19 protein-coding genes and 8 tRNA genes are annotated in these 20,252 nt (G+C 61.3%); 6 read left to right on the top strand and 21 right to left on the bottom strand.

Features of this window, described 5'->3' with window-relative positions; genetic code table 11:
- Window positions 1-84: 84 nt before the first annotated feature.
- The 3 genes from CLU91_RS25865 (at window position 85) to dbpA (ending at window position 3,745) form a co-directional block, all read left to right on the top strand.
- The gene (locus tag CLU91_RS25865) at window positions 85-1,749 is read left to right on the top strand and encodes an acid phosphatase (RefSeq protein WP_100876402.1); all 1,665 of its coding nucleotides are present in this window, start codon (window positions 85-87) and stop codon (window positions 1,747-1,749) included.
- A gap of 228 nt (window positions 1,750-1,977) precedes the next feature.
- Window positions 1,978-2,214 carry a hypothetical protein gene (locus CLU91_RS25860; RefSeq protein WP_071078230.1) on the top strand — a complete coding sequence of 79 codons (237 nt, stop codon included), beginning with the start codon at window positions 1,978-1,980 and terminating at the stop codon, window positions 2,212-2,214.
- A gap of 103 nt (window positions 2,215-2,317) precedes the next feature.
- Window positions 2,318-3,745 carry an ATP-dependent RNA helicase DbpA gene (gene dbpA, locus CLU91_RS25855; protein WP_100876401.1) on the top strand — a complete coding sequence of 476 codons (1,428 nt, stop codon included), beginning with the start codon at window positions 2,318-2,320 and terminating at the stop codon, window positions 3,743-3,745.
- Here dbpA and CLU91_RS25850 read toward each other — a convergent pair.
- From CLU91_RS25850 to CLU91_RS25835, 4 genes are all read right to left on the bottom strand, one after another.
- Window positions 3,732-4,274, bottom strand: a complete 543-nt coding sequence (locus tag CLU91_RS25850; protein ID WP_100876400.1) for a hypothetical protein — start codon at window positions 4,272-4,274, stop codon at window positions 3,732-3,734. The two genes, dbpA and CLU91_RS25850, sit on opposite strands and share 14 nt — an antisense overlap.
- Entirely contained in the window at window positions 4,267-4,845 is a 579-nt protein-coding gene (locus tag CLU91_RS25845; RefSeq protein WP_157814814.1) for a hypothetical protein, read from the bottom strand. Before CLU91_RS25845 ends, CLU91_RS25850 begins: the two co-directional genes overlap by 8 nt.
- Before the next feature lie 42 nt (window positions 4,846-4,887).
- A complete protein-coding gene (gene cysS / locus CLU91_RS25840) occupies window positions 4,888-6,270 on the bottom strand; it encodes a cysteine--tRNA ligase (RefSeq protein ID WP_100876398.1) in 1,383 nt (460 codons plus the stop codon).
- A 237-nt stretch (window positions 6,271-6,507) separates the two neighbouring features.
- Complete coding sequence (locus CLU91_RS25835; RefSeq protein WP_100876397.1) at window positions 6,508-7,749, bottom strand: MFS transporter; 1,242 nt, start codon at window positions 7,747-7,749, stop codon at window positions 6,508-6,510.
- 127 nt (window positions 7,750-7,876) lie between these two features.
- Here CLU91_RS25835 and CLU91_RS25830 point away from each other — a divergent pair, with 127 nt between their 5' ends.
- Entirely contained in the window at window positions 7,877-8,704 is an 828-nt protein-coding gene (locus CLU91_RS25830) for an AraC family transcriptional regulator (protein ID WP_100876396.1), read from the top strand.
- A 219-nt stretch (window positions 8,705-8,923) separates the two neighbouring features.
- Here the strand turns inward: CLU91_RS25830 and aqpZ are convergent, their stop codons facing one another.
- The 12 genes from aqpZ to lhgO all read right to left on the bottom strand — a co-directional run bounded on the left by aqpZ (window position 8,924) and on the right by lhgO (window position 17,845).
- Window positions 8,924-9,613, bottom strand: coding sequence for an aquaporin Z (gene aqpZ, locus CLU91_RS25825; RefSeq protein WP_100876395.1), 690 nt, complete (start codon window positions 9,611-9,613; stop codon window positions 8,924-8,926).
- Between the two features lie 216 nt (window positions 9,614-9,829).
- Window positions 9,830-10,240, bottom strand: coding sequence for a GNAT family N-acetyltransferase (locus CLU91_RS25820; RefSeq protein WP_100876394.1), 411 nt, complete (start codon window positions 10,238-10,240; stop codon window positions 9,830-9,832).
- Complete coding sequence (locus tag CLU91_RS25815) at window positions 10,240-10,698, bottom strand: Ivy family c-type lysozyme inhibitor (protein WP_157814813.1); 459 nt, start codon at window positions 10,696-10,698, stop codon at window positions 10,240-10,242. Before CLU91_RS25815 ends, CLU91_RS25820 begins: the two co-directional genes overlap by 1 nt.
- A gap of 65 nt (window positions 10,699-10,763) precedes the next feature.
- Entirely contained in the window at window positions 10,764-11,174 is a 411-nt protein-coding gene (locus CLU91_RS25810) for a hypothetical protein (RefSeq protein ID WP_157814812.1), read from the bottom strand.
- A 29-nt stretch (window positions 11,175-11,203) separates the two neighbouring features.
- Window positions 11,204-12,340 (bottom strand): amidase family protein, encoded by a 1,137-nt coding sequence (locus tag CLU91_RS25805; RefSeq protein WP_100876391.1) that lies wholly within the window; start codon window positions 12,338-12,340, stop codon window positions 11,204-11,206.
- A gap of 157 nt (window positions 12,341-12,497) precedes the next feature.
- Entirely contained in the window at window positions 12,498-13,073 is a 576-nt protein-coding gene (locus CLU91_RS25800; protein ID WP_100876390.1) for an elongation factor P, read from the bottom strand.
- Window positions 13,074-13,208: 135 nt separating this feature from the next.
- On the bottom strand, window positions 13,209-14,378 hold the full coding sequence (gene earP / locus CLU91_RS25795; protein WP_100876389.1) for an elongation factor P maturation arginine rhamnosyltransferase EarP: 1,170 nt from the start codon (window positions 14,376-14,378) through the stop codon (window positions 13,209-13,211).
- 99 nt (window positions 14,379-14,477) lie between these two features.
- Window positions 14,478-14,553: transfer RNA gene (locus CLU91_RS25790), tRNA-Glu, on the bottom strand.
- A 70-nt stretch (window positions 14,554-14,623) separates the two neighbouring features.
- A tRNA-Glu gene (locus CLU91_RS25785) sits at window positions 14,624-14,699 on the bottom strand.
- Window positions 14,700-14,819: 120 nt separating this feature from the next.
- Window positions 14,820-14,895, bottom strand: a tRNA-Glu gene (locus CLU91_RS25780).
- Between the two features lie 327 nt (window positions 14,896-15,222).
- Window positions 15,223-16,536, bottom strand: coding sequence for an MFS transporter (locus CLU91_RS25775; protein WP_232730885.1), 1,314 nt, complete (start codon window positions 16,534-16,536; stop codon window positions 15,223-15,225).
- Window positions 16,537-16,639: 103 nt separating this feature from the next.
- Complete coding sequence (gene lhgO / locus CLU91_RS25770; RefSeq protein WP_100876387.1) at window positions 16,640-17,845, bottom strand: L-2-hydroxyglutarate oxidase; 1,206 nt, start codon at window positions 17,843-17,845, stop codon at window positions 16,640-16,642.
- Between the two features lie 203 nt (window positions 17,846-18,048).
- Here lhgO and CLU91_RS25765 point away from each other — a divergent pair, with 203 nt between their 5' ends.
- Both CLU91_RS25765 and CLU91_RS28035 read left to right on the top strand, forming a co-directional pair.
- A complete protein-coding gene (locus CLU91_RS25765; protein ID WP_100876926.1) occupies window positions 18,049-18,984 on the top strand; it encodes a LysR family transcriptional regulator in 936 nt (311 codons plus the stop codon).
- Window positions 18,985-19,098: 114 nt separating this feature from the next.
- Window positions 19,099-19,314 carry a hypothetical protein gene (locus tag CLU91_RS28035; RefSeq protein ID WP_157814811.1) on the top strand — a complete coding sequence of 72 codons (216 nt, stop codon included), beginning with the start codon at window positions 19,099-19,101 and terminating at the stop codon, window positions 19,312-19,314.
- A gap of 205 nt (window positions 19,315-19,519) precedes the next feature.
- Here the strand turns inward: CLU91_RS28035 and CLU91_RS25760 are convergent.
- The 5 genes from CLU91_RS25760 to CLU91_RS25740 all read right to left on the bottom strand — a co-directional run bounded on the left by CLU91_RS25760 (window position 19,520) and on the right by CLU91_RS25740 (window position 20,188).
- A tRNA-Ala gene (locus tag CLU91_RS25760) sits at window positions 19,520-19,595 on the bottom strand.
- 50 nt (window positions 19,596-19,645) lie between these two features.
- A tRNA-Glu gene (locus CLU91_RS25755) sits at window positions 19,646-19,721 on the bottom strand.
- Window positions 19,722-19,772: 51 nt separating this feature from the next.
- A tRNA-Ala gene (locus CLU91_RS25750) sits at window positions 19,773-19,848 on the bottom strand.
- Between the two features lie 134 nt (window positions 19,849-19,982).
- Window positions 19,983-20,058, bottom strand: a tRNA-Glu gene (locus CLU91_RS25745).
- A 54-nt stretch (window positions 20,059-20,112) separates the two neighbouring features.
- Window positions 20,113-20,188: transfer RNA gene (locus CLU91_RS25740), tRNA-Ala, on the bottom strand.
- Between the last annotated feature and the right edge of the window lie 64 nt (window positions 20,189-20,252).

The raw sequence follows: 20,252 nt of genomic DNA, 5'->3' as shown, positions 1-20,252 counted from the left end.
CGGTGATACAATTTTCCCGCTTCACGGGCGTTGCCGGCCATTGCCGCCAACGCCCGTGCCCATAGAGACACCCAAGGAGAATGTGTGAAGGACCTCGCCCCCGCCCTGCCAGCCGATCCGGCCGGCCAACCCGCCAATCCCTCGCGCCGGCGCATTTTCCAGGCCGCTTCCGCAGTCGGCCTGGCCGCCAGCCTGCCGGCTCTGGCCGATGCCGCACCCGCCAAAAAAACCATCGCCAAGGGTTCGCTCGACGCGAAACTCAAGGCGCACGTCAAGAACGTGGTCGTGATTTACCTGGAAAACCGCAGCTTCAACAACCTGTTCGCCAACTTCCCCGGCACCAGCGCACCCCTGTCCGCCGTCACGGCGGAACAGGCGCAGCAGCTGGACCGCGACGGCAAGCCACTGGCCACTCTGCCGAAGATCTGGGGCGGCCTCGTGCCGAACCAGCAAAATATCGGCGGCACCGATTACCTGATCAAGGAAGACCAGATTTCCGGCCTGCCCAACGCTCCCTACAAACTGAGCGACGCGGCCGGCAAGCCCCTGCCCGAGAGCATCATCACGCGCGACCTCGTGCACCGCTTCTATAACAACCAGATGCAGATCAACGGCGGCAAGAACGACGGCTTTGCCGCGTGGGCCGACAGTGGCGGCCTGGTGATGGGCCATTACGGCGAAACGTCGAAAAACCTGAATCTGTGGCAGATCGCCGAGCAGTACACGCTGTGCGACAACTTCTTCATGGCAGCCTTCGGCGGCTCCTACATGAACCACCAGTTCCTCGTCACGGGCCGCGCCAACGAATACTTCAACGCGCTTGATACGGCGGCGAAAAAAAAGATCGCCGTGCTGTCCGACGGCCCGCAAGGCGTGCGCCTGGCGATCTCGCCCGACTGCCCCGCCTCGGCGCTCGATGGCAAGCCGAAATACGTCAACGACGGCGCCCTCACGCCGGATGGCTATGCCGTCAACACCATGGCGCCGCCCTACCAGCCAAGCTACATCCGGCCCGCGTTTGACGGCGACCCGCTGCATGCCGATCCGGCTGACGCGAACACCCTGCCGCCGCAAACCTATGACACCATCGGCGACCTGCTGTCGCGCAAGGGCGTCAGCTGGGCGTGGTATGGCGGCGGCTGGCAAGCGGCGCTCGACCACAAGGGCGGCGGCAGCAAGCCGAACTTCCAGTTCCACCACCAGCCGCTGAACTACTTCAAGCAGTTCGCGCCTGGCACGGCAGCGCGCGCCGAACACCTGCGCGACGGCGGCACGGGCGACAGCCCGATCTCGAACAAATTCCTCGCCGCCGCCGTGGCGGGCAAGCTGCCGGCCGTGACCTTCTACAAGCCGCAGGGTAATCTGAACCTGCACGCCGGCTACTCCGATATCGAGTCGGGCGACCAGCACGTGGCCAACGTCATCCAGCATCTGAAGGAATCGCCGCAGTGGAAAGACATGATCGTGGTGATCACCTTCGATGAAAACGGCGGCTGGTGGGACCATGTGGCGCCGCCAAAAGGCGACCGCTGGGGCCCGGGCACGCGCATCCCCGCCATCGTCGTCTCGCCGTACGCGAAAAAAGGCGCCGTCGACCACAGTTTTTATGACACGACGTCGATCCTGCGCCTGATCACGCGCCTGCACGACTTGCCGCTGCTCGAAGGCCTGAAAGTGCGCAATGACGCATTCGCGTCGCGCGGTGCGCTGCCGCCGGGTGACCTGACGGGCGCCCTCAGCTTCCGCTAAGCCACCCACAATGCGGCACGCCTGTGATACACTGCGTGCCGCACTTTGAACCTGTCCCGGCAGATGAATACATCAGCAGGTCAGGTATTCCTGACGGATGTTCCAACAATGAGCCCGACTCCAGTAGCCGGGCTTTTGTTTTGTGGATGAAGTTAAAGCGTATGGACATAGGCGGGCAGCACCTTGCCCGCCCCCGGGCTTTCGCAGGCCAGGGACTGAGGTTAGCAAATGAGAGATAAAAAAGACAACGCCACCATCGACCTGCCCGGCTTCGGCCCGCTGCCAGCGCACGAGGCGCCAGAGCCGGCGCCGGAGCCGCAGCGCCGCACGCGCGCGCGCAAGGTGGCTTTGAAGCAGGTGCAGCTCGAATTGCTGGAGCCGACGGACGCCACGGGCCTGCCCGTGTGGACGCGCGACGCAGGACTCGACCTGACCGGCTTGCCCATCTGGGCGCCCGATAATTAACCCCGTGCCGGCGGCCGTTTGCCGCCGGCTTCCACACCACCGCACAAGGGCGTAAGCCTGTAGACTGTGCCCATCCACCCGCTTTTTACCGGTTCCCGCCCCTATGAACACCACCACTGCCACTACCACTTCTTTTTCCAGCCTGCCGCTGACGCCCGCCTTTTTGGCCAATCTGGACTCGCTCGGCTACCACGAGATGACCACCATCCAGGCGCAAAGCCTGCCGGCGGTGCTCGATGGCCGCGACCTGATCGCCCAGGCGAAAACGGGCAGCGGCAAGACGGCCGCCTTTGGCATCGGCATCCTGCACAAGCTCAATCCGGCCTGGTTTGCCGTGCAGGGCCTCGTGCTGTGCCCCACGCGCGAACTGGCGGACCAGGTCGCCAATGAGCTGCGCCGCCTGGCCCGCGCGGCCGGCAACATCAAGATCCTGACCCTGACGGGCGGCGCGCCGATGCGCCCGCAAATCGCCTCGCTGGAACACGGCGCCCACATCGTCGTCGGCACGCCGGGCCGTCTGCGCGACCACCTGGGCCGCGGCACCATCAACCTGAATCACGTGCAAACCCTGGTGCTCGATGAAGCGGACCGCATGACGGACATGGGCTTTTATGAAGAAATCGCCGGCATCGTCAGCGCCTGCCCGGCGCGCCGCCAGACCTTGCTGTTCTCGGCCACGTATCCGGAAGACATCCGCCGCGCCACGGCGTCCTTCCTCGTCAATCCGCTGGAAGTGACGGTCGAGGCGCAGCACGACAACGACAAGATCGAACAGCGCTTCTATGAAATCGGCTTCGACGAACGCAATGACGCCGTCGGCAAGCTGCTCAAGCACTTCAAGCCGGAATCGACCCTGGCCTTCTGCAACACCAAGGTGCATTGCCGCGAACTGGCCGACGAACTGCGCCAGCAAGGCTTTTCCGCGCTGGCGCTGTACGGCGAGCTGGAGCAGCGCGAGCGCGATGAAATCCTCGTGCTGTTCGCCAACCGCAGCTGCTCCGTGCTGGTCGCCACCGACGTGGCCGCACGCGGCCTCGACATTTCCGACCTGGGCGCCGTGATCAACGTCGACGTGTCGAAAGACACGGAAGTGCACATCCACCGCATCGGCCGCACGGGCCGCGGCAGCAAGAAGGGCCTGGCCCTGTCGCTGTGCGCGCCGAACGAGAAAAAATGGGTCAAGCTGATCGAGCAATACCAGAACAGCGCCGCCGAATGGCACGACCTGAAGGAACTGGCGGAAGATGACGGGATCGAGGCGCTGCCGGCGCCGATGGTCACCCTGTGCATCATGGGCGGCAAGAAGGACAAGCTGCGCCCGGGCGACTTGCTGGGCGCGCTGACGGGCGACGCCGGTCTCACCAAGGAACAAGTGGGCAAGATCAACGTGTTCGAGTTCATGACCTACGTGGCGCTGGACCGCAAGGTGGCCGAAGCGGCGTTCAAGCGCCTCAACGCCGGTAACTCCCTGGGCCGCGACTTCGGCAACATCAAGGGCCGCAGCTTCAAGATGCGCTTTATCGAGGCGTAAGCTGCTGCAAGGCACGCAGGGCCGCCATGGTCCTGCGTCCCGGATAGTCTTCCCACACGGGATGGCGCCGGCGGTAGTAGCAGCTCCAGTAGCTGATCGTGCGCCGTTCAAGCGTGTCCACATAGGCGGGATTGTCCCGCAGGTAGCGCGCCAGCGCCTGCGTATTCCAGGCCGGCAGCGCCGCACCTATCACCTCGATAATCTCCAGCACGTACTCGCCGCACAGGTGCACGACGAACGGCACCGTCCACGCCCGCTCCTGCAACAGCAAGCGCTTTACACACGCTTCGCGCACATAGCCGTCATGGTGGCGCGCGCCCAGGCACAGGGCGATCACGCCTGCGTCGCCGGGCAGCCGGGCACAGGCCAGCAGCTGCTCGCTGTCATAATATGTGCGCGTCGGAATCAGCAAGGCCTGTCCATCCTGGCGCACGGCAAATGGCGGGTGCGCGTGATTACTCCCCAACACGGGCAACAGCTGCGCCACCGTGCCAGCCAGTGCCGCCGGAAAGGCATCCGCTTCAGCCATCGCGCCCTTCCCGGCAAACCTTGCGCACGCCCAGCGCGGGCTTGTCGACCTTTTCAAAGATCACATTCGAATACCATGCGGCAGGATCGCCTTCGGTGGGCTTGCCCAGCGAAATATAAAAGCCGCCATGCGTGAACAGCGCCGTGGTTTCCTTGCCCGGCCTGGCCACCTGCAAAAAGGCGGGCCAGGCCGCCGTGTCGACGGGCGTAAAACGCGCGGACAGCAGCGCCAGCAAACGCGCATGCGTGGCCGGCGCATACGGGAACAGATACAGGTACTCGACCAGTTCACCGCCGTCGGCCAGGCGCGTGACGGCCGCCGTCGCCGCCTCCACGGCTTCCTTGCCCGCGCCAAAACTGCACAGCACCCCGCCGCTGTAGGCGAAATCGATGACGGTCGCCGGCGCGCACGCCTGCCGTTCGCGGTCGATGCCGACGGGCGGCAGCGCGCGCACTTGCGCCAGCAGCGCCTCGCCCGACGTGGCCAGCACGGGGAAGCCCGGACATTCGCTGGCCGCCTGCGCGCAGGAAAAGGCCAGGCAACAACTCAATAGCAGCACACGACGCTTCACGGCATCTCCAGTATCATCAGGCGGCCATTATGCCGGACATCTTCACAAAGGCCGCGCCTGTTGCCCTTGCGGCGTATCGTCGATGTCATAGCCGGCCGCGCGCGCCAGTGCGCGCAAGCGGTCCGCCTCGGCCCACTGGCGCTGCGCGCGGGCGATGGCCCGTTCCGCCATCCACGCCTGCACGGGCTGCGGCACCTCTACCTGCTCTGGCTGCCAGGCCAGCAGATCGAGCCCCAGGGCCGCATCGAAGCGGGCCATCGTGGCCTGTTTGACGGCGTCCGGCAGCTCGCTTTTCAACAGTTCCCAGGCCACGGCCAGGGCGCGCGGATAATTCAGGTCATCGTTGACCTGCGCCGCAAAGCGCGCCAGCCATGCAGGATCAGGAGCGGCCTCACTGTCCGCCTGGCCCAGCCCATGCACGCTGACGCGCAAGCGCGCCAGACCGCTGCTGGCGGCGCGCAGCGCTTCGTCCGTGAAATTGAGGCTGCTGCGGTAATGGGCGCCCAGGCACAGGTAGCGGTAGGCCAGCGGATCGACGCCCTGCTCCACCAGGCTGTGCAAACGCAAAAAGTCGCCCGACGATTTCGACATCTTCGCATCCTGTGTTTTCAGGAAGGCGCCGTGCAGCCAGAAGTTGGCCAGGCGCGTGCCGTGGCGCGCTTCCGTTTGCGCGATCTCATTGCTGTGGTGGACGGCCACGTGGTCTTCGCCGCCGCAATGGATGTCGAAGTACGTCCCCAGGTGCTTTTCCGCCATGGCCGAGCATTCGATGTGCCAGCCGGGAAAACCCAGGCCCCACGGACTGTCCCACTCCATTTGCCGCTGTCCCGGCACGCCGCTGAACTTCCACAGCGCAAAGTCGCAGATGTTGCGCTTTTCCCCGAGGTCCACGCGCTTGCCCGCCTGCAGGCCGTCGCGGTTCAGGCGCGCCAGTTTGCCATAGCTGTCCTGGCGCGTCGTGTCGAAATAGATGCCATCGTCCGTGCGGTAAGTATAGCCTTTAGCCTCCAGGTCAAGGATGAAGGCGATCTGCTCCGCGATGTGGTCCGTGGCGCGGCACCAGACGCTGGGCGGCAGGATATTCAACTGGCGCAGATCATCTTCAAACGCGCGCGTGAATTCAGCGGCGATATCCCAGGCCGACTTGCCGCTGCGGGCGCTGCGCGCCTCGATCTTGTCGTCGCCGCTGTCGGCATCCGACGTCAGATGGCCCACATCCGTGATGTTCATCACGTGGCGCACCTGCAAGCCGTTCAATTCCAGCGCACGGCGCAAGCCGTCGACGAACAGATAGGTACGCAGGTTGCCGATGTGCGCATAGTCGTAGACGGTGGGGCCGCAGGCGTACAGGCCCGCCGGCCCCGGGGCGATGGTCTCGAAGGGCCGCAGGCTGCGGCTATACGTGTCGTACAAATGAAGTGTCATGCGGGACTTTCATGTGCGTTGCGGAAAAAGAAAATGGCCACAGGTTTTTCAACGCTGTGGCCATCGGTATGAGGAGTAAAAGTTTAACGGCGCCGGGCCGCATCCTCGCGAAGCCAGGTACACGGACACAGCGCAGCGGCGGCACCGGATGCAAAAACTGGAGGGAGGATGGAAGAGATCATGGAATCAATATCGCATGCGCGCGGGCGGGCCGTCAAGCCCTCCCGCGACGCGGGCCTACTTTTTCGTCTGCTCGATATGCGGCAGCAGCACCGTCAGGATGCCCAGCAGCGGCAGGTAGGAACAGATTTTATACACATAGGCGATACCCGCCACGTCGGCCAGGTGGCCCATGGCGGCGGCCGCGATGCCGGACACGCCGAACATCAGGCCAAAGAAAATCCCCGCGATCATGCCCACCTTGCCCGGCACCAGTTCCTGCGCGAAGACGACGATGGCGGAAAACGCGGACGAAATCGCGAAGCCGATGATCACCGTCAGCACGGCCGTCCAGAACAGGTCGACGTAGGGCAGCAGCAGGGTAAATGGCGCGGCGCCCAGGATGGAAATCCAGATCACGCGCTTGCGGCCGATGCGGTCGCCGATGGGGCCGCCCATGAAGGTACCGGCCGCCACGGCGGCGAGGAAGAGGAACAAATACAGCTGGGCATCGCCGAGCGACAAATGGAATTTGTCGATCAAATAAAACGTGTAATAGCTCGACAGGCTGGCCATGTAGATGTATTTCGAGAACACCAGCAGCGCCAGCACGCCCAGCGCGCCAATTACCTTGTTGCGCGACAGGTTAGGCCCTTGGCCGCCCGTCTTCGGCTTGAAGCTGGCCAGATGGCCGCTGTACCAGTGGCTGACCTTGTACAGCACGCCGATGGCCAGTACGGCCAGCAAGCTGAACCAGGCGACATTGCCGTGGCCGCGGTTGACGATGACGGCGGCCGCCAGCAGCGGTCCCAGCGCGGAACCGACATTGCCGCCCACCTGGAACAGCGACTGGGCAAAGCCGTAGCGTCCGCCCGAAGCCATGCGCGCCACGCGCGACGCTTCCGGGTGGAAGGTCGAGGAACCGACGCCGATCAGGCCAGCGGCGATCAGCAGGGTCGGGAAGGTCGATACGACGGACAGCATCAGCACGCCGGCAAGGGTAAAGCACATGCCGACCGGCAACAGGAACGGCAGCGGACGGCGGTCCGTGTACAAGCCGATCCAGGGCTGCAGCAGCGATGCCGTGCACTGGAACGTCAGGGTAATGAGGCCGACCTGGGTAAAACTGAGTGAAAACTCGGCTTTCAGCATCGGATAAATCGACGGCAATAATGCCTGGATCAAGTCATTGAGCAAATGCACGAAGGCGACGGCGCCCAGGATGTGCATGGCCAGACCGGATGGTTGTTGGGAACGATGAAGCGAGGGGGCCGCCGGCACGGGCTTGGCCAATGCTGGGGCAGGTGTGCTTGTGTGCATGTGTCATCCGCAATAATCGGGCTCGGCGGGCGGCCCGGCAAAGAAGCCAGTATAGTATGGTCGCTGAACTGATAACTTCCAATAATCGTCGCCCAAGTGACAACCAAGAGACTAGCCAACGCCCCACATGTACAGCCACCCAACTGCCCAGACCCACCCCGATGGCGTGCCGTTCAGCCGCAGCACCAGCTCGCACGATTACCAGCACGTGCCGCGCCCCGTGACGGCCATGTCCAGGCAATACGTGGCGGGCGACTATACGGCGCCGCACAGCCACGTGCGGGCGCAACTGCTGTATGCGACGCAAGGCGTGATGCGCGTCTCCACCGAGCATGGCGTGTGGATGTTGCCGCCGCGGCGTGCCCTGCTGATCCCCGTCGGCGTCGTGCATGAAGTCCACATCTTGAGCGAACTGAGCATGCGCACCGTCTACATCGATGCGCAAGTGGCGGCTCCGTATGGCGACGATTGCAAGGTGCTGGAAGTGAGCCGGTTGCTGCGCGAGCTGATCCTGGCCTTGCTGGCCGAACCGGTCGAGTATGCGCTGGCGGGGCGCGGCGACTGGCTGGCGCACCTGATCCTGTCGGAACTGGCGGCGGCCGATACCGTGCCCCTCGCCATACCGTGGCCGCGCGACCGCCGCCTGGTGGCCGTCTGCTCGGCCATCATGGAAGCGCCCGGCAGCCGGCGCAGCATCGAGGAATGGGCGCAGGACGCGGGCGCCAGCGCGCGCACGCTGATCCGTCTGTTTCCCAAGGAAACGGGCTTGCACTACCGCCAATGGCTGCAGCAAGTCCACCTGGCCGAGGCCTTCTGCCGCCTCGACCGGGGCGAAGGCGTGGCGGCCATCGCCTATGCGCTGGGCTATGCCAGCCCCAGCGCCTTCAGCGCCATGTTCCGCCGCATCCTGGGCCGCACGCCGCAGCACTACCTGAGCGAGTGGCGCGCCGCGTAGGTCGGCTTAACGTGGCAAGGCCGCGCGTAAGCCGACAAGCTGCATTGCCGGCAATGTCGGCTTACGCCCTGCGGGCTAAGCCGACCTACACCTTACTTTTTCACCGACAACCAGGCGCTATGCCAGCCTCGTAGGTCGGCTTAACGTGGCAACGCCGCGCGTAAGCCGACAAGCTGCGTTGCCGGCAATGTCGGCTTACGCCCTGCGGGCCAAGCCGACCTACTCTTTTTCGCCAGCGATCAGGCGGTAGGCCAGCGCGCCCAGCAAGGCGCCGATGATCGGTGCCAGCCAGAACAGCCACAGCTGGCTGGTCGCCCAGTCGCCCACGTACAGGGCCACGCCCGTGCTGCGCGCCGGGTTGACGGAGGTATTCGTGACGGGAATGCTGATCAGGTGGATCAGGGTCAGCGCGAGGCCGATCGGCAGCGGGGCGAAGCCGGCTGGCGCGCGCTTGTCGGTGGCGCCCAGGATGACGATCAGGAAGAACATCGTCAGCACGATTTCAATCACCAGCGCCGACAGCATCGAATAGCCGCCCGGCGAATGGGCGCCATAGCCGTTCGAGGCAAAGCCTTTGCTGACATCGAAACCGGCCTGGCCGCTGGCGATCAGGTACAGCACGCCGCCGGCCACGATGGCGCCCAGCACTTGCGCGATAATGTATGGCAACAGTTGATTGGCGGGAAAGCGGCCGCCGGCCCACAGGCCGATCGAGACAGCGGGATTCAAATGACAACCCGAGATGTGGCCGATGGCGTAAGCCATGGTCAGCACCGTCAGGCCAAACGCCAGCGCCACGCCGGCAAAACCGATGCCAAGGCCGGGAAAGGCAGCGGCGAGTACTGCACTGCCGCAACCGCCCAGCACCAGCCAGAACGTGCCGAGGAATTCGGCTCCATATTGTTTCATGATGTATTCCTTTAAAGTGACGAGAAAACGTGCCAGGGACGACCAATCGGACCGCTCACCACCTTTGCCCCCGCCCAGAGGGCGACGACAAAGCACAGCACCAGCAACGCACGCTGCAGAGCGCGCATCATGACATGACGCCATTATCAATGCAACATTATTTCATTCAATAATGACAATAGCTCTCTTGACGCATAAAGGTATTTTTGATAATTATCAAGGCGCGGGGCGGCGCATGTATTTCTCTGGCGCTGCCAGTGGCGCAAAACCAAAACTTGCATACAAGCCATGCGCATCGTCGGTCCCCAGCATCCACGCGACATCGCGCACACGCGCATCGCCGAGCACGGCAGCTACCATCTGCTTGCCATAGCCCCGCCCCTGGAAGGCAGGCAGCACGAACACGTCGCGCAGGTAGGCAAAATCCGTGTAATCGGTGATGACCCTGGCGAACGCCACTTGCTGGCCATCGACATAGCCACCGAAACACAGCGCGTTGGCGATGCCCTTGCGCACCGTTTCGATCGCCACGCCGCGCTTCCAGTACGACTGCTCGCTCAGGTAGCGGTGGATCATGGGCACGTCCAGCTCGTCGCGTTCGCTGGAGATACGCAGTGGCGCGTGCATCAGTTCTTGAACAGCAAGTCGGCTTCGGCGATGCTGGGCTCGCCGAAATACACGGTGCGCGGCTCTCCCTTGGCGTCGCTGCCCATGTACACGCCCGTCATGCTGCGCGCGGCCGGATCGTACAAAATAGAATAGCGGTGGCCGCAATTGTGCGGCTCGCAGACACTGCTCAACAGGCGCGCCTTGCCGTCGATCTCGACGGGCTTGAGCGGACTGGCCACGCCATCGGGCACCCAGCGCTGCCGCTTCAGGCCGGCCTTTTTCAGGCCGATATTGAAAGCCTTGCGAAAGGCGTAGTCAGACTTGTAGACGTCGGGGAAATACGGGCAGCTAGCGCCGCCGTCGCAGCTTTGCGCTTGCTCGATCAGCGACAGCCTGGGCGTACGCGCTTGCGCCGGCATGGCGGCCAGCGCCACGGCGGCGGCCAGAAACAGGGGGACCAGCAAACGTGCAGACATGACTTCTCCTGGAAGCATCAGATAATGCGGGCAGCATAGCAGAATGCCATGCTTGCGCAGCGGCCTCAGGGAGTACAGCGGATGCCGACGACCCCGTTGACCTTGCCTTCCGCCCAGCCCGTCTCGCGCCAGCGGTACACACCGGGCGCGACGATGATCAACTGCCATTCCACCAGCTTGCCAGCGGCATTGACACGCGTTTCATTGTCATAGCGCAAAGTCAGGCTGCGCTCCGTTTCCGCCACCACGGTTGCGGCAAAGCGGTTGGTTTCACCGAGCTTGCTTTTCCACGTCCGGTCATTGAAGATCGCCAGCCGCTGATGATCGTCAGACAGCTGCATGCGCGTAAAGTGCCGCGCTTCTTCGCACACACTATTCGTGTTGACGCTGTCGGACCAGCTGCCAGACAGTTGCGCGGCATCGAAAGGTGTCGGGGTGGCGGCCACGGCCGCACTGAGCAGCAAGGTTGCAAGCATAGTTTATCGAAAGAAAGCAAAAAGTATCATCATGGCAGGCGCAGCGCCTGCGTGATGCTGGACGGCAATGCCGGTGTGCGCCGGTGCAACGTCGCCTGCTCATAGGCATAGGCCATCGCAATGAGCGGCAGGTCACCATGGGCGGCGCCGATGAAGGACAAACCGACGGGCAAGCCCCCAACCACGCCGGCAGGCACCGTAATCTGCGGCAAGGCGCACTGCGCCTGCGCTACGCCATGACACGTGGGCCCCACCAGCGCATCGAGCTCATGCGAACACAGCAACGCTGCGATGCCGCCAGGTCCGGGCGCAGGCGGCGTTTCGATCAGTTCCGCGCCCTGTTCGCGCAGCACCAGCAGTGCCTGCCCGATCACGGCATCGGTCCCGGCACACTGGCCGAACAGGTGGCGCGCCACGCCGATGCGGCGCCCATGCAAGCCGGCGGCATCGAACACCATGCCATCGGCCAGGCACTCGCCGCTCAAGGCAGCGAACAACCAGGCCGCTTCCCGCACGCTGGGCGCCATCGGTCCCGCCGTGGCTGGCTCGCCGCCCTGCCCGGCAGCTGCCCTGCCCGTGGGTTTGATGGCGACCAGGCCGCAGTTTGAAGCAGGCGCGACAATAGAGCCGTCCGCCGCGCTGTCCACGGCCAGGATGGTCAGACCGGCCCAGCTGGCACTGGCATGCGGCACGCTGACGGCGGCCCACTGGCGCAAATTGCTTTTGCCGATGATGACGGCGCCGGCCGCGCGCAGGCGCGCCGCCACGAAGGAATCGCAGCCGGCATGCGTGGCCAGCGGTGACTGCGTGCGCGTCTTCATGCGGTCGCCGGTGGCGATATTGTCGCGCAAGACGACGGGAATGCCATGCAAGGGGCCGCGCACTTTGTGCCCCTGCCGCTCGCGGTCCATTTCCAGGGCAATTTTCAGCGCATCGGGATTGATTTCAATGCCGGCATAGGCACGTGCGCCGATGCTGCACAGGGAGCGGATACGCGCCAGGTACTGCGACGTCAGCGCATGCGAACTGAGCTTGCCTGCCTGCATCATCTGCTGTTGCGGCAAGACGCCCGCATCGAGCAGGTGGGCCATGGGGCTGGCGGGCGCCGTGGCACGGTTCAATACGGGACGCGACGCGCCACCGCGTAACATCTGACTGCGCTGCATGGTATCTCCAGGAAACTTCAATGTTTCTGCCGCAATAATGTTCTAGCCATAGCATAGCAGTCCTTGCAACACAATTGTTATCAAAGGTAATTATTTTTTAAGCAAAAAAAACGCTGCCCGAAGGCAGCGTTTCTTGATGATTTGGCACTGGGGCAAATCAGTTGCGTACGACACGCTTGTATTCGTTGGTACGGGTGTCGATTTCGATGACGTCGTCCTGTGCCACGAACAGCGGCACTTGCACGATGTGGCGGTGTGCGTCGATGGCGTTTTCGATCTTGGCTTCTTTCAGGACGTTGCCCGAAGTGTTGCCCTTGACCGCAGGCTCCGAGTACACCACTTGACGGGCGATGGTCGTAGGCAGTTCAACGGAGATGGCCTTGCCGTCGTAGAAAATGGCTTCGCATTCCATGCCATCCTTCAGGTAATGCAGTGCATCGCCCAGGTTTTCTTCTTCGATTTCATACTGGTTGTACTCGGTGTCCATGAAGACGAACAGCGGGTCGGCGAAGTACGAATACGTCACTGGCTTTTTATCCAGAACAACAACGTCGAACTTGTCGTCGCCGCGGAACACGTTTTCCATCGGGGTGTTCGTCAGAAGATTTTTCATCTTCCATTTGTAGGTGAAGCCCGTGCGGCTCGAACCGTTGACATCAGAACGCAACACGATCATTGGCTTGCTGTCGACCATGATGATATTGCCAACACGAATTTCTTTTGCGGGTTTCATAGGAATGTACGTAAAAAGTGGGTTGCATGAAGACCATCTGCCGCCTGTGCGCCATCAGCGCCGCAAGCTTGCGTTTGATCGGTTAAAAATACGTGAGAAATAACCGGGCATTTTACCTTAATTTTTGGCAAGCGCCTATCTCGTCGCGCCGGCGAACGCCAGCAAGTTACTTGCCAGATCGCCATTGGACTGCATCTGCCGCTGCCAGGCCTGCGCGCGCGACCGGATGCGCGGCAAATCGGCCTGCAATGCGGGCCACAGCTGGGCCCACGGCAAGGCGTCCGCGCTGGCGCCGTTCCAGGCCAGCGCCGCCTGCGCCAGGCTGTCGATGACACCATCGGCATCGGCCGCATAGCGCTGCAGGAAGGCGCGCAATTTCACGTGATGCAAGTTTTCATCCTGCACATAGATATGCCAGAGAAACGGCTGGCCGGCCCATTGCGCGCGCACGAAGGAATCCTCGCCGCGCACGAAATTGACGTCGCAAGCCCACAGCAAGCGGTCGTAATCGTCTTGCGGCACGAAAGGCAGCACGTGCACGGTGAGCGCGCCACGCGTGCGCACCGCACCAGCCGTCGCCGCATCGTCGCCGATAAACGCCTGAACGGCATCGAACGCGACGCCTTCCGGCACCAGGCATGTCACGGGCTCGCTGGCCGCCTGCCACACGTCAAACAGCTCGGCGACGGGAGCGGATGGGTAGCAGAACAGCGACACTTTCAAGGCAGACATTGCCGCCGGACTCACGCCGAATTGCCCGAGGAATGCCGCCATGGCGCCGGCATCGGCCCGGAATGCCAGCCTTTTTTCCTCGAGCGCCGCCTCGCGCAGCAAGCCGCCCGTTTTATTGGTAAAACCGGGGAAGAAGAAATGCTTGATCATGCCGTGGCGCGGCGACGTCAGCGCATGGCAGCCCTCGACCCACTCTTCCGCCGTCAAGCCTTCCAGGTTCAGCCACACCGGATGCGGCGCACACCGCGCCATGGCGGCGATGTAGCCAGGAGGAATGTCGCAGGCAAAGAATTCGATGACGATATCGGCAATATCGGCCGGCGCAAACACGCCATCCTGATCGCGCCAGTGGCGGATCATGACGCCGGAGACGCGCTGCGCTTCGGCCGCCACATCGACTTCAGGACAGATGCGCTGGAAACTGGCTAAATCGTCGACCCACAGGGTGACGGCCACGCCATGCTCTCCGCTCAACTGCCGCGCGAGGCGCCAGCAAATGCCGATATCGCCGTAGTTGTCGACGACTTTGCAGAAGATGGCGAGGGATGGCGCGCGATCGCTAGGTAATGGCATGAGCAGGCAAGAGTGAAGGGAAAAGGTTGGCATGCCGGCAAATAACAAAAAAGCCGCGCTGTTACCAGGCGGCTTTTTTGTTGGCTGATGCAGCCGGTCTGGCGTCCCCAAGGGGATTCGAACCCCTGTACTCACCGTGAAAGGGTGATGTCCTAGGCCTCTAGACGATGGGGACAGAAAATCTGTCCAAGATGCATTATTCCGCATCCCGACCTGTTACTTTACTTGCTTACTGCTTGCGAATCTGGCGTCCCCAAGGGGATTCGAACCCCTGTACTCACCGTGAAAGGGTGATGTCCTAGGCCTCTAGACGATGGGGACAGAAATCTGTCCTGAATGCATTATTCCGCATCCTGACCCGGTACTGCAGCAATCGCAGAAACAAAAAAAGCCTGACTTGTCAGGCCCGTTCAGCACTGCACTCACTTTACAACTGAATCCTGGCGTCCCCAAGGGGATTCGAACCCCTGTACTCACCGTGAAAGGGTGATGTCCTAGGCCTCTAGACGATGGGGACCTGTGCTGGCTTACCTCTCAGCGGACTCTTCGTTGAAGGCTTTGCTTAGCCCCTCAAAAAAGCGTGCGCGAAGTATAGCACGGGGCCACTCACAAAATCAACCGCAGGCGCATCTTATTTTCCATGGAGGAAACCGCTCCCGGCGGCGATTGCTCAATGTGCAATCGATCGGCTGCGCGGGCGAGGTACAGGTCCTCAGCAACAGCAGCCAGACAAGCAAAAGGAAAGCCTCTTGCTCCCCCCTTCGTTTGTACTGGCCCAAACCCACGCCATACAAGGGTTGAGCGGCGGGAGGAGCTGAGCAAGCTTGGCCCGCCGCCTTGACCATCAGTTCTTGTAATGGCTGAAGCGATAACCTTGGTCGAAGTATGCCGCCAATGCGACGATCACTCCGGAGCACGTGAGCATCAAGGCCACTGCGCTCGTGTCACGAGTCGCAGACTGGGCAACCATTGACAACGCCCACAACGGGGCAATACCGCCGGCAATGGCAGTGCCGATTTCACGCCCCGAACCGACCCCCGTCGAGCGGTTTTGCACGGCAAACTGGCGACTGAGGAAAGAGCCCTGTGGGGCGAACATCATCGGCGCCAGCACCCCGGTGCCGACGATCAGCGCCAGGTAAATCAGCCTGTTCTCGCCGCTGTCCAGCAACTGCATGAACGGGTACGCGAACAATGCTGACAGCAGGCCGCCGGCGATCAGCAGCTTCTTGCTGCTGAACTTGTCACACAGATAGCCGAAGAGCGGGACGGTAAAGATTGCAACCAGACTGGCCAGTGTCACCGATAGCGATGTCACGCTGGCCGAAATACCTTTGAACTGGGTCAGGTAGGCCAGCGAGAAGGTCTTGAAGACATAGCTGAGTGCGTTGTAACCGATGGCGACAAAGAAGACGACGCCCAGGCCCTTAAGATTGGTTTTCCACAATTCGCGGAACGGCCTACTCTGGCGATGGCTTTCCTCGAAGTGGTGATACTCTGGCGTTTCCGGCAGACTCCCACGCACCCAGAGCCCAACCAGTACCAGCACGAAACTGAGGATGAAGGGAATGCGCCAACCGCCGGCAAGCAAAAACTTGTCGCCATTGACGGTCAGCAGATAAACGGTCAGCGACGATAGCAACAGGCCAAGGTTCAGCCCCAATGCAGGCCACGCACCTTGTCGCCCCTTCTTGTTGTCGGCCGCATGTTCGTAGGAAGTTACCGCCGCCCCCGCCAGTTCAGCACCGGCACCCAGGCCCTGCACAATGCGGATCAGCACCAGGCACAGGGGCGCCCAAACGCCGATGCTGGCATAGGAAGGGACCAGGCCAATGGCGGTCGTGCACAAGCCCATCATACAGAAAGTAACGAACAACATTTTCTTGCGCCCGTAGCGGTCGCCGAAGTAGCCGAAGAACAGCCCCCCGATCGGCCGCGCCACAAAGCCGATGGCGAAGGTGGCAAAGGCTTGCAGCGATGCATTCGCCGGGTCCGAGGTATCGAAGAAGACCTTGCTGAAGACAATCGACGCCATCGTCGCGTAAAGATAAAAGTCATACCATTCCAGCATTGAGCCGACGATGGTCGCTGCCGCCACTTTGCGCAAACGACTTTTTGTCTGTGCAGGGGTTTCCTGTTCCGTTTTTTGAGTGTTCAAAATGTCTCCTTCATGAATTAATTTTTTTCTTTTTCGCCTAGAGCGTTCGAGTTGGGGCCGACTGGGTAGCGACAGACAACCGTACGTTGTCCGCCACGCAAACTCAGCGCCTCATCACTTCACGCACAATGTATTCAGCAATGGCTAGCGACGATGTCGCCCCTGGCGACGGTGCATTGCGGATGTGGGTAATGTTGCCGTGTTGGCGAATCACGAAATCGTCAACCAGCGCACCATTGGCCTCCATTGCCTGGGCACGGATCCCACGAACCGCCGGAACAATACCGACCGAGGCAAGCGTCGGTACATAGCGCGCCGCCTCGCGGACAAAGCTCGCCTCGCTGACCACAGTCTTCAGTTCCCGAAGCGTCGCCGGCAGGTTACGGGCAGCAAACTTCCAAAAGCCGGGGTAGCTGGCAAAATTGACGATGTCGGCCAGGTTCATGCTGCGGCCGTCATAGTTCTCGCGACCGAAGGATATGAAAGCATTCGGGCCGATCGTCATCTGTCCGTCGATACGCTTTGTGAAATGCACCCCGAGGAAAGGAAAGCGCGGGTCCGGCACCGGGTAGATCAAGCCTTTGACATGCGACTTGAAAGCCTCGTCGATCACGTAATACTGGCCGAAGAACGGTACGATGCGTGGCGTGTCCTGATCGCCCGAACGCTCTGCCAGGCGATCTGACTGCAAACCCGCGCAGGCAATTGCCTGATCGAATACCGTATCGAAGACCTCTCCGTCTGCAAGTTCGACCCGTACTTCGCCGCCTTGCTCAAGCAGGCGCTCAACCGGCGAATTCAGACAAATGCGCCCGCCACGTTCCCTGATTTCATCGGCGATTCGGGCCGCAATTTGACCGTAACTGACAATCGCCGTTTTCGGTGAATGCAAGGCGCCCAGGCCGATGCAGTTGGGCTCGATTTCGCGCAGCTCATTTGAGCCGATCAGCCGCACGCCAGGCACACCGTTGGCCTGCGCTTTCCGATAAATCGCCTCCAGGCGAGGCAACTCTTCCTCTTGTAGCGCGACGACAACTTTGCCGCACTCGTCGTAGGGGATCGCATTGTCGCGGCAATAGTTGCCAATCAATTCACCCCCGCGCCTGCAAAGTCGTGCCTTGAGCCCCCCCGGCTCATAGTACAGACCGGCATGGACCACACCCGAATTGTGGCTGGACTGATGACTGGCGACACTCGCCTCCTTTTCGAACAGCACCACCGTGGCGTCGGGAAAATCCAACAATAACTGACGTGCGACTGCGAGGCCATTTATCCCCCCGCCGATAACTGCATAACGCTTCTTGTTCATTGCGCCTCTCAAAAAATAGCAAACTCGTCATTTCACTGCTACATGCATCACTTTGGCGAAGGGCGAGGGCCCGCATATGCCGCCCGCCCAACGCCTGGCACCGACGCGATTTGCCCTGTCATGTATTTTTGATCAGCCACAATTTAGATAAAAGCGAAAAATTATGTACAATTAATTTCGAAAAAAGAGAACAAGTGATGTCCATGACTTTAAAGCAACTCGAAGCCTTCTACTGGGCCGCCACCTGCGCGAACTTTGCGATTGCCGCCGAACGCCTGCATTTGTCCGTATCGTCTCTCTCCAAGCGCATTTCAGAACTGGAGGAAGCGCTTGGCATCAATCTGTTCGACCGCAGTGGCCACCGCGCCGTACTCAGCGATCCAGGCCAGGCATTGCTGCCACGCGCGCTGGCGCTGCTCGATGACGCCGCCGCAATACGTAGCGCCTTCGCACCCTCTGCCGGGCTAGTGGGCCGTTGCACCTTTGGTGTTGGCGAACTCAGCGCGCTGACCTGGCTACCGCAGTTCATTGCGCAAGTCCGGGCACTGCATCCCAAATTGACGCTCGAACCCTATGTCGACGTGGGCTCAGTTCTGGAAAGCCGTGTCACCAAGGGCGAGCTCGATTTTGCGATCATTGCCGGACGCTCATCGCACCACGGCATCCTGTCGCAACCAGTCAGCCAAGCACAATTCATCTGGCTTGCCGCGCCAACCCTGGCTGTATCTGACAGCCCGCCTGGCTTACGTGGTGCCGCCGATTTACTTGACGCTGGACAGCCCATCGTTGCCTTACCGCCATCAGCTGGCACCACGCGACTGATTGATGACTGGCTACTGGCTCAAGGCATCGCTGCCGTTGAGCGTATAAGTTGCAATAATTGGGGGGCCATTGCCGGCATGCTGATTGCCTCTGTCGGGATCGGCATACTGCCCACTGGCTGGAGTCAAAAGCTGGTTGACCAGGGTCTGCTGCTCCCGCTCGCCGCCGCCGAAATGCCAGCGCCGGTAATCTATTCTTTTCAGTGGCGGCGCGGAGACAACCGTCCACTGCTCGACCAGCTACGCGGGCTTTCCACCCAATATGTCGACTTCACTGCCGATCTATCGCGACCGCTGGGCAGCATAACGGAACGCTGATAACTGCCGGCCATGCGCCGCCCGCTGGCCACCTCGGCTTCCAGCAACCCATGCATGGGCATCAGCGGGAGCCAAGCGCTGGCGTCTTGCATGCCATGCCAGCGCGCTAACAGCTTGGCCACGCTCGCCGAAGGGTATGGCGAAATTGGCACGGAAATAAAAAAAGCCGCTCGAGGCGACTTTGATTATCATGTGATTGATGCGCTGTTGCTGGAGGCGGCATGGATACGGATGTTGGCTTCAGAAGATGGTGCTGCCGGATTACGCTACGCTAATCCGTCCTACGCCACACTCCCCTGTCGGGTATGGCGGAAAAGAGTCCGGAAATAAAAAAAGCCGCTCGAGGCGACTTTGATTATCATGTGATTTCTGCGCTGTTGGTGGAGGTCAGCAGGAGCTAACCCTGACCTCTTGCATGCCTTGCAAGCACACTAACAGCTTAGCCATATTCCCCCGAGGGGTATGGCGGGAAGTGTCGCGGAAATAAAAAAAGCCGCCCAAGGCGACTTTGATTATCATGTGATTTCTGCGCTGTTGGTGGAGGTAAGCGGGATCGAACCGCTGACCTCTTGCATGCCATGCAAGCGCTCTCCCAGCTGAGCTATACCCCCCGGGCGCAGAAACACTGCTACTTCTTTACGACTACAACACCAGACTGAACTGGCGTCCCCAAGGGGATTCGAACCCCTGTACTCACCGTGAAAGGGTGATGTCCTAGGCCTCTAGACGATGGGGACCTTGGCACTACATTTTTACTTCTACAGCTTGCTGCCTTACTTCTGCGCTGTTGGTGGAGGTAAGCGGGATCGAACCGCTGACCTCTTGCATGCCATGCAAGCGCTCTCCCAGCTGAGCTATACCCCCCGGGCGCAGAAATAATAAAAGCCGCACTTGGCGACTTTGTTCCACTACTTGCTTTCCATCCAGATTCCGTTTTTTACGGGCCTGAACTTACAACAATCAGTACAAACAACTGCCACTACTATACCACAACTACCTGGCGTCCCCAAGGGGATTCGAACCCCTGTACTCACCGTGAAAGGGTGATGTCCTAGGCCTCTAGACGATGGGGACCGCGGAACTTCCAAACAACATCTGCACCACTTCAACAAGCAACATCATTGCTGCTGGTGGAGGTAAGCGGGATCGAACCGCTGACCTCTTGCATGCCATGCAAGCGCTCTCCCAGCTGAGCTATACCCCCGTTGGTGCAGAAACAAGAGTATAGCAAAGAAGTTTCACTCTGCAAATACCCTTTTTCGTCTATG

It is taken from the genome of Janthinobacterium sp. 64, from assembly GCF_002813325.1.
GTDB lineage: Bacteria > Pseudomonadota > Gammaproteobacteria > Burkholderiales > Burkholderiaceae_D > Janthinobacterium.
The sequence above is the reverse complement of the archived record's forward strand: the minus strand, read 5'-3'. Positions and strand labels throughout refer to the sequence as shown.

Coding starts and splice junctions, on each gene's coding strand:
- CLU91_RS25860 (WP_071078230.1), top strand. CDS start 1,978: ATGAGAGATAAAAAAGACAACGCCACCATCGACCTGCCCGGCTTCGGC.
- dbpA (WP_100876401.1), top strand. CDS start 2,318: ATGAACACCACCACTGCCACTACCACTTCTTTTTCCAGCCTGCCGCTG.
- CLU91_RS25850 (WP_100876400.1), bottom strand. CDS start 4,274: ATGGCTGAAGCGGATGCCTTTCCGGCGGCACTGGCTGGCACGGTGGCG.
- cysS (WP_100876398.1), bottom strand. CDS start 6,270: ATGACACTTCATTTGTACGACACGTATAGCCGCAGCCTGCGGCCCTTC.
- CLU91_RS25835 (WP_100876397.1), bottom strand. CDS start 7,749: ATGCACACAAGCACACCTGCCCCAGCATTGGCCAAGCCCGTGCCGGCG.
- CLU91_RS25830 (WP_100876396.1), top strand. CDS start 7,877: ATGTACAGCCACCCAACTGCCCAGACCCACCCCGATGGCGTGCCGTTC.
- aqpZ (WP_100876395.1), bottom strand. CDS start 9,613: ATGAAACAATATGGAGCCGAATTCCTCGGCACGTTCTGGCTGGTGCTG.
- CLU91_RS25820 (WP_100876394.1), bottom strand. CDS start 10,240: ATGCACGCGCCACTGCGTATCTCCAGCGAACGCGACGAGCTGGACGTG.
- CLU91_RS25815 (WP_157814813.1), bottom strand. CDS start 10,698: ATGTCTGCACGTTTGCTGGTCCCCCTGTTTCTGGCCGCCGCCGTGGCG.
- CLU91_RS25810 (WP_157814812.1), bottom strand. CDS start 11,174: ATGCTTGCAACCTTGCTGCTCAGTGCGGCCGTGGCCGCCACCCCGACA.
- CLU91_RS25805 (WP_100876391.1), bottom strand. CDS start 12,340: ATGCAGCGCAGTCAGATGTTACGCGGTGGCGCGTCGCGTCCCGTATTG.
- CLU91_RS25800 (WP_100876390.1), bottom strand. CDS start 13,073: ATGAAACCCGCAAAAGAAATTCGTGTTGGCAATATCATCATGGTCGAC.
- earP (WP_100876389.1), bottom strand. CDS start 14,378: ATGCCATTACCTAGCGATCGCGCGCCATCCCTCGCCATCTTCTGCAAA.
- lhgO (WP_100876387.1), bottom strand. CDS start 17,845: ATGAACAAGAAGCGTTATGCAGTTATCGGCGGGGGGATAAATGGCCTC.
- CLU91_RS25765 (WP_100876926.1), top strand. CDS start 18,049: ATGACTTTAAAGCAACTCGAAGCCTTCTACTGGGCCGCCACCTGCGCG.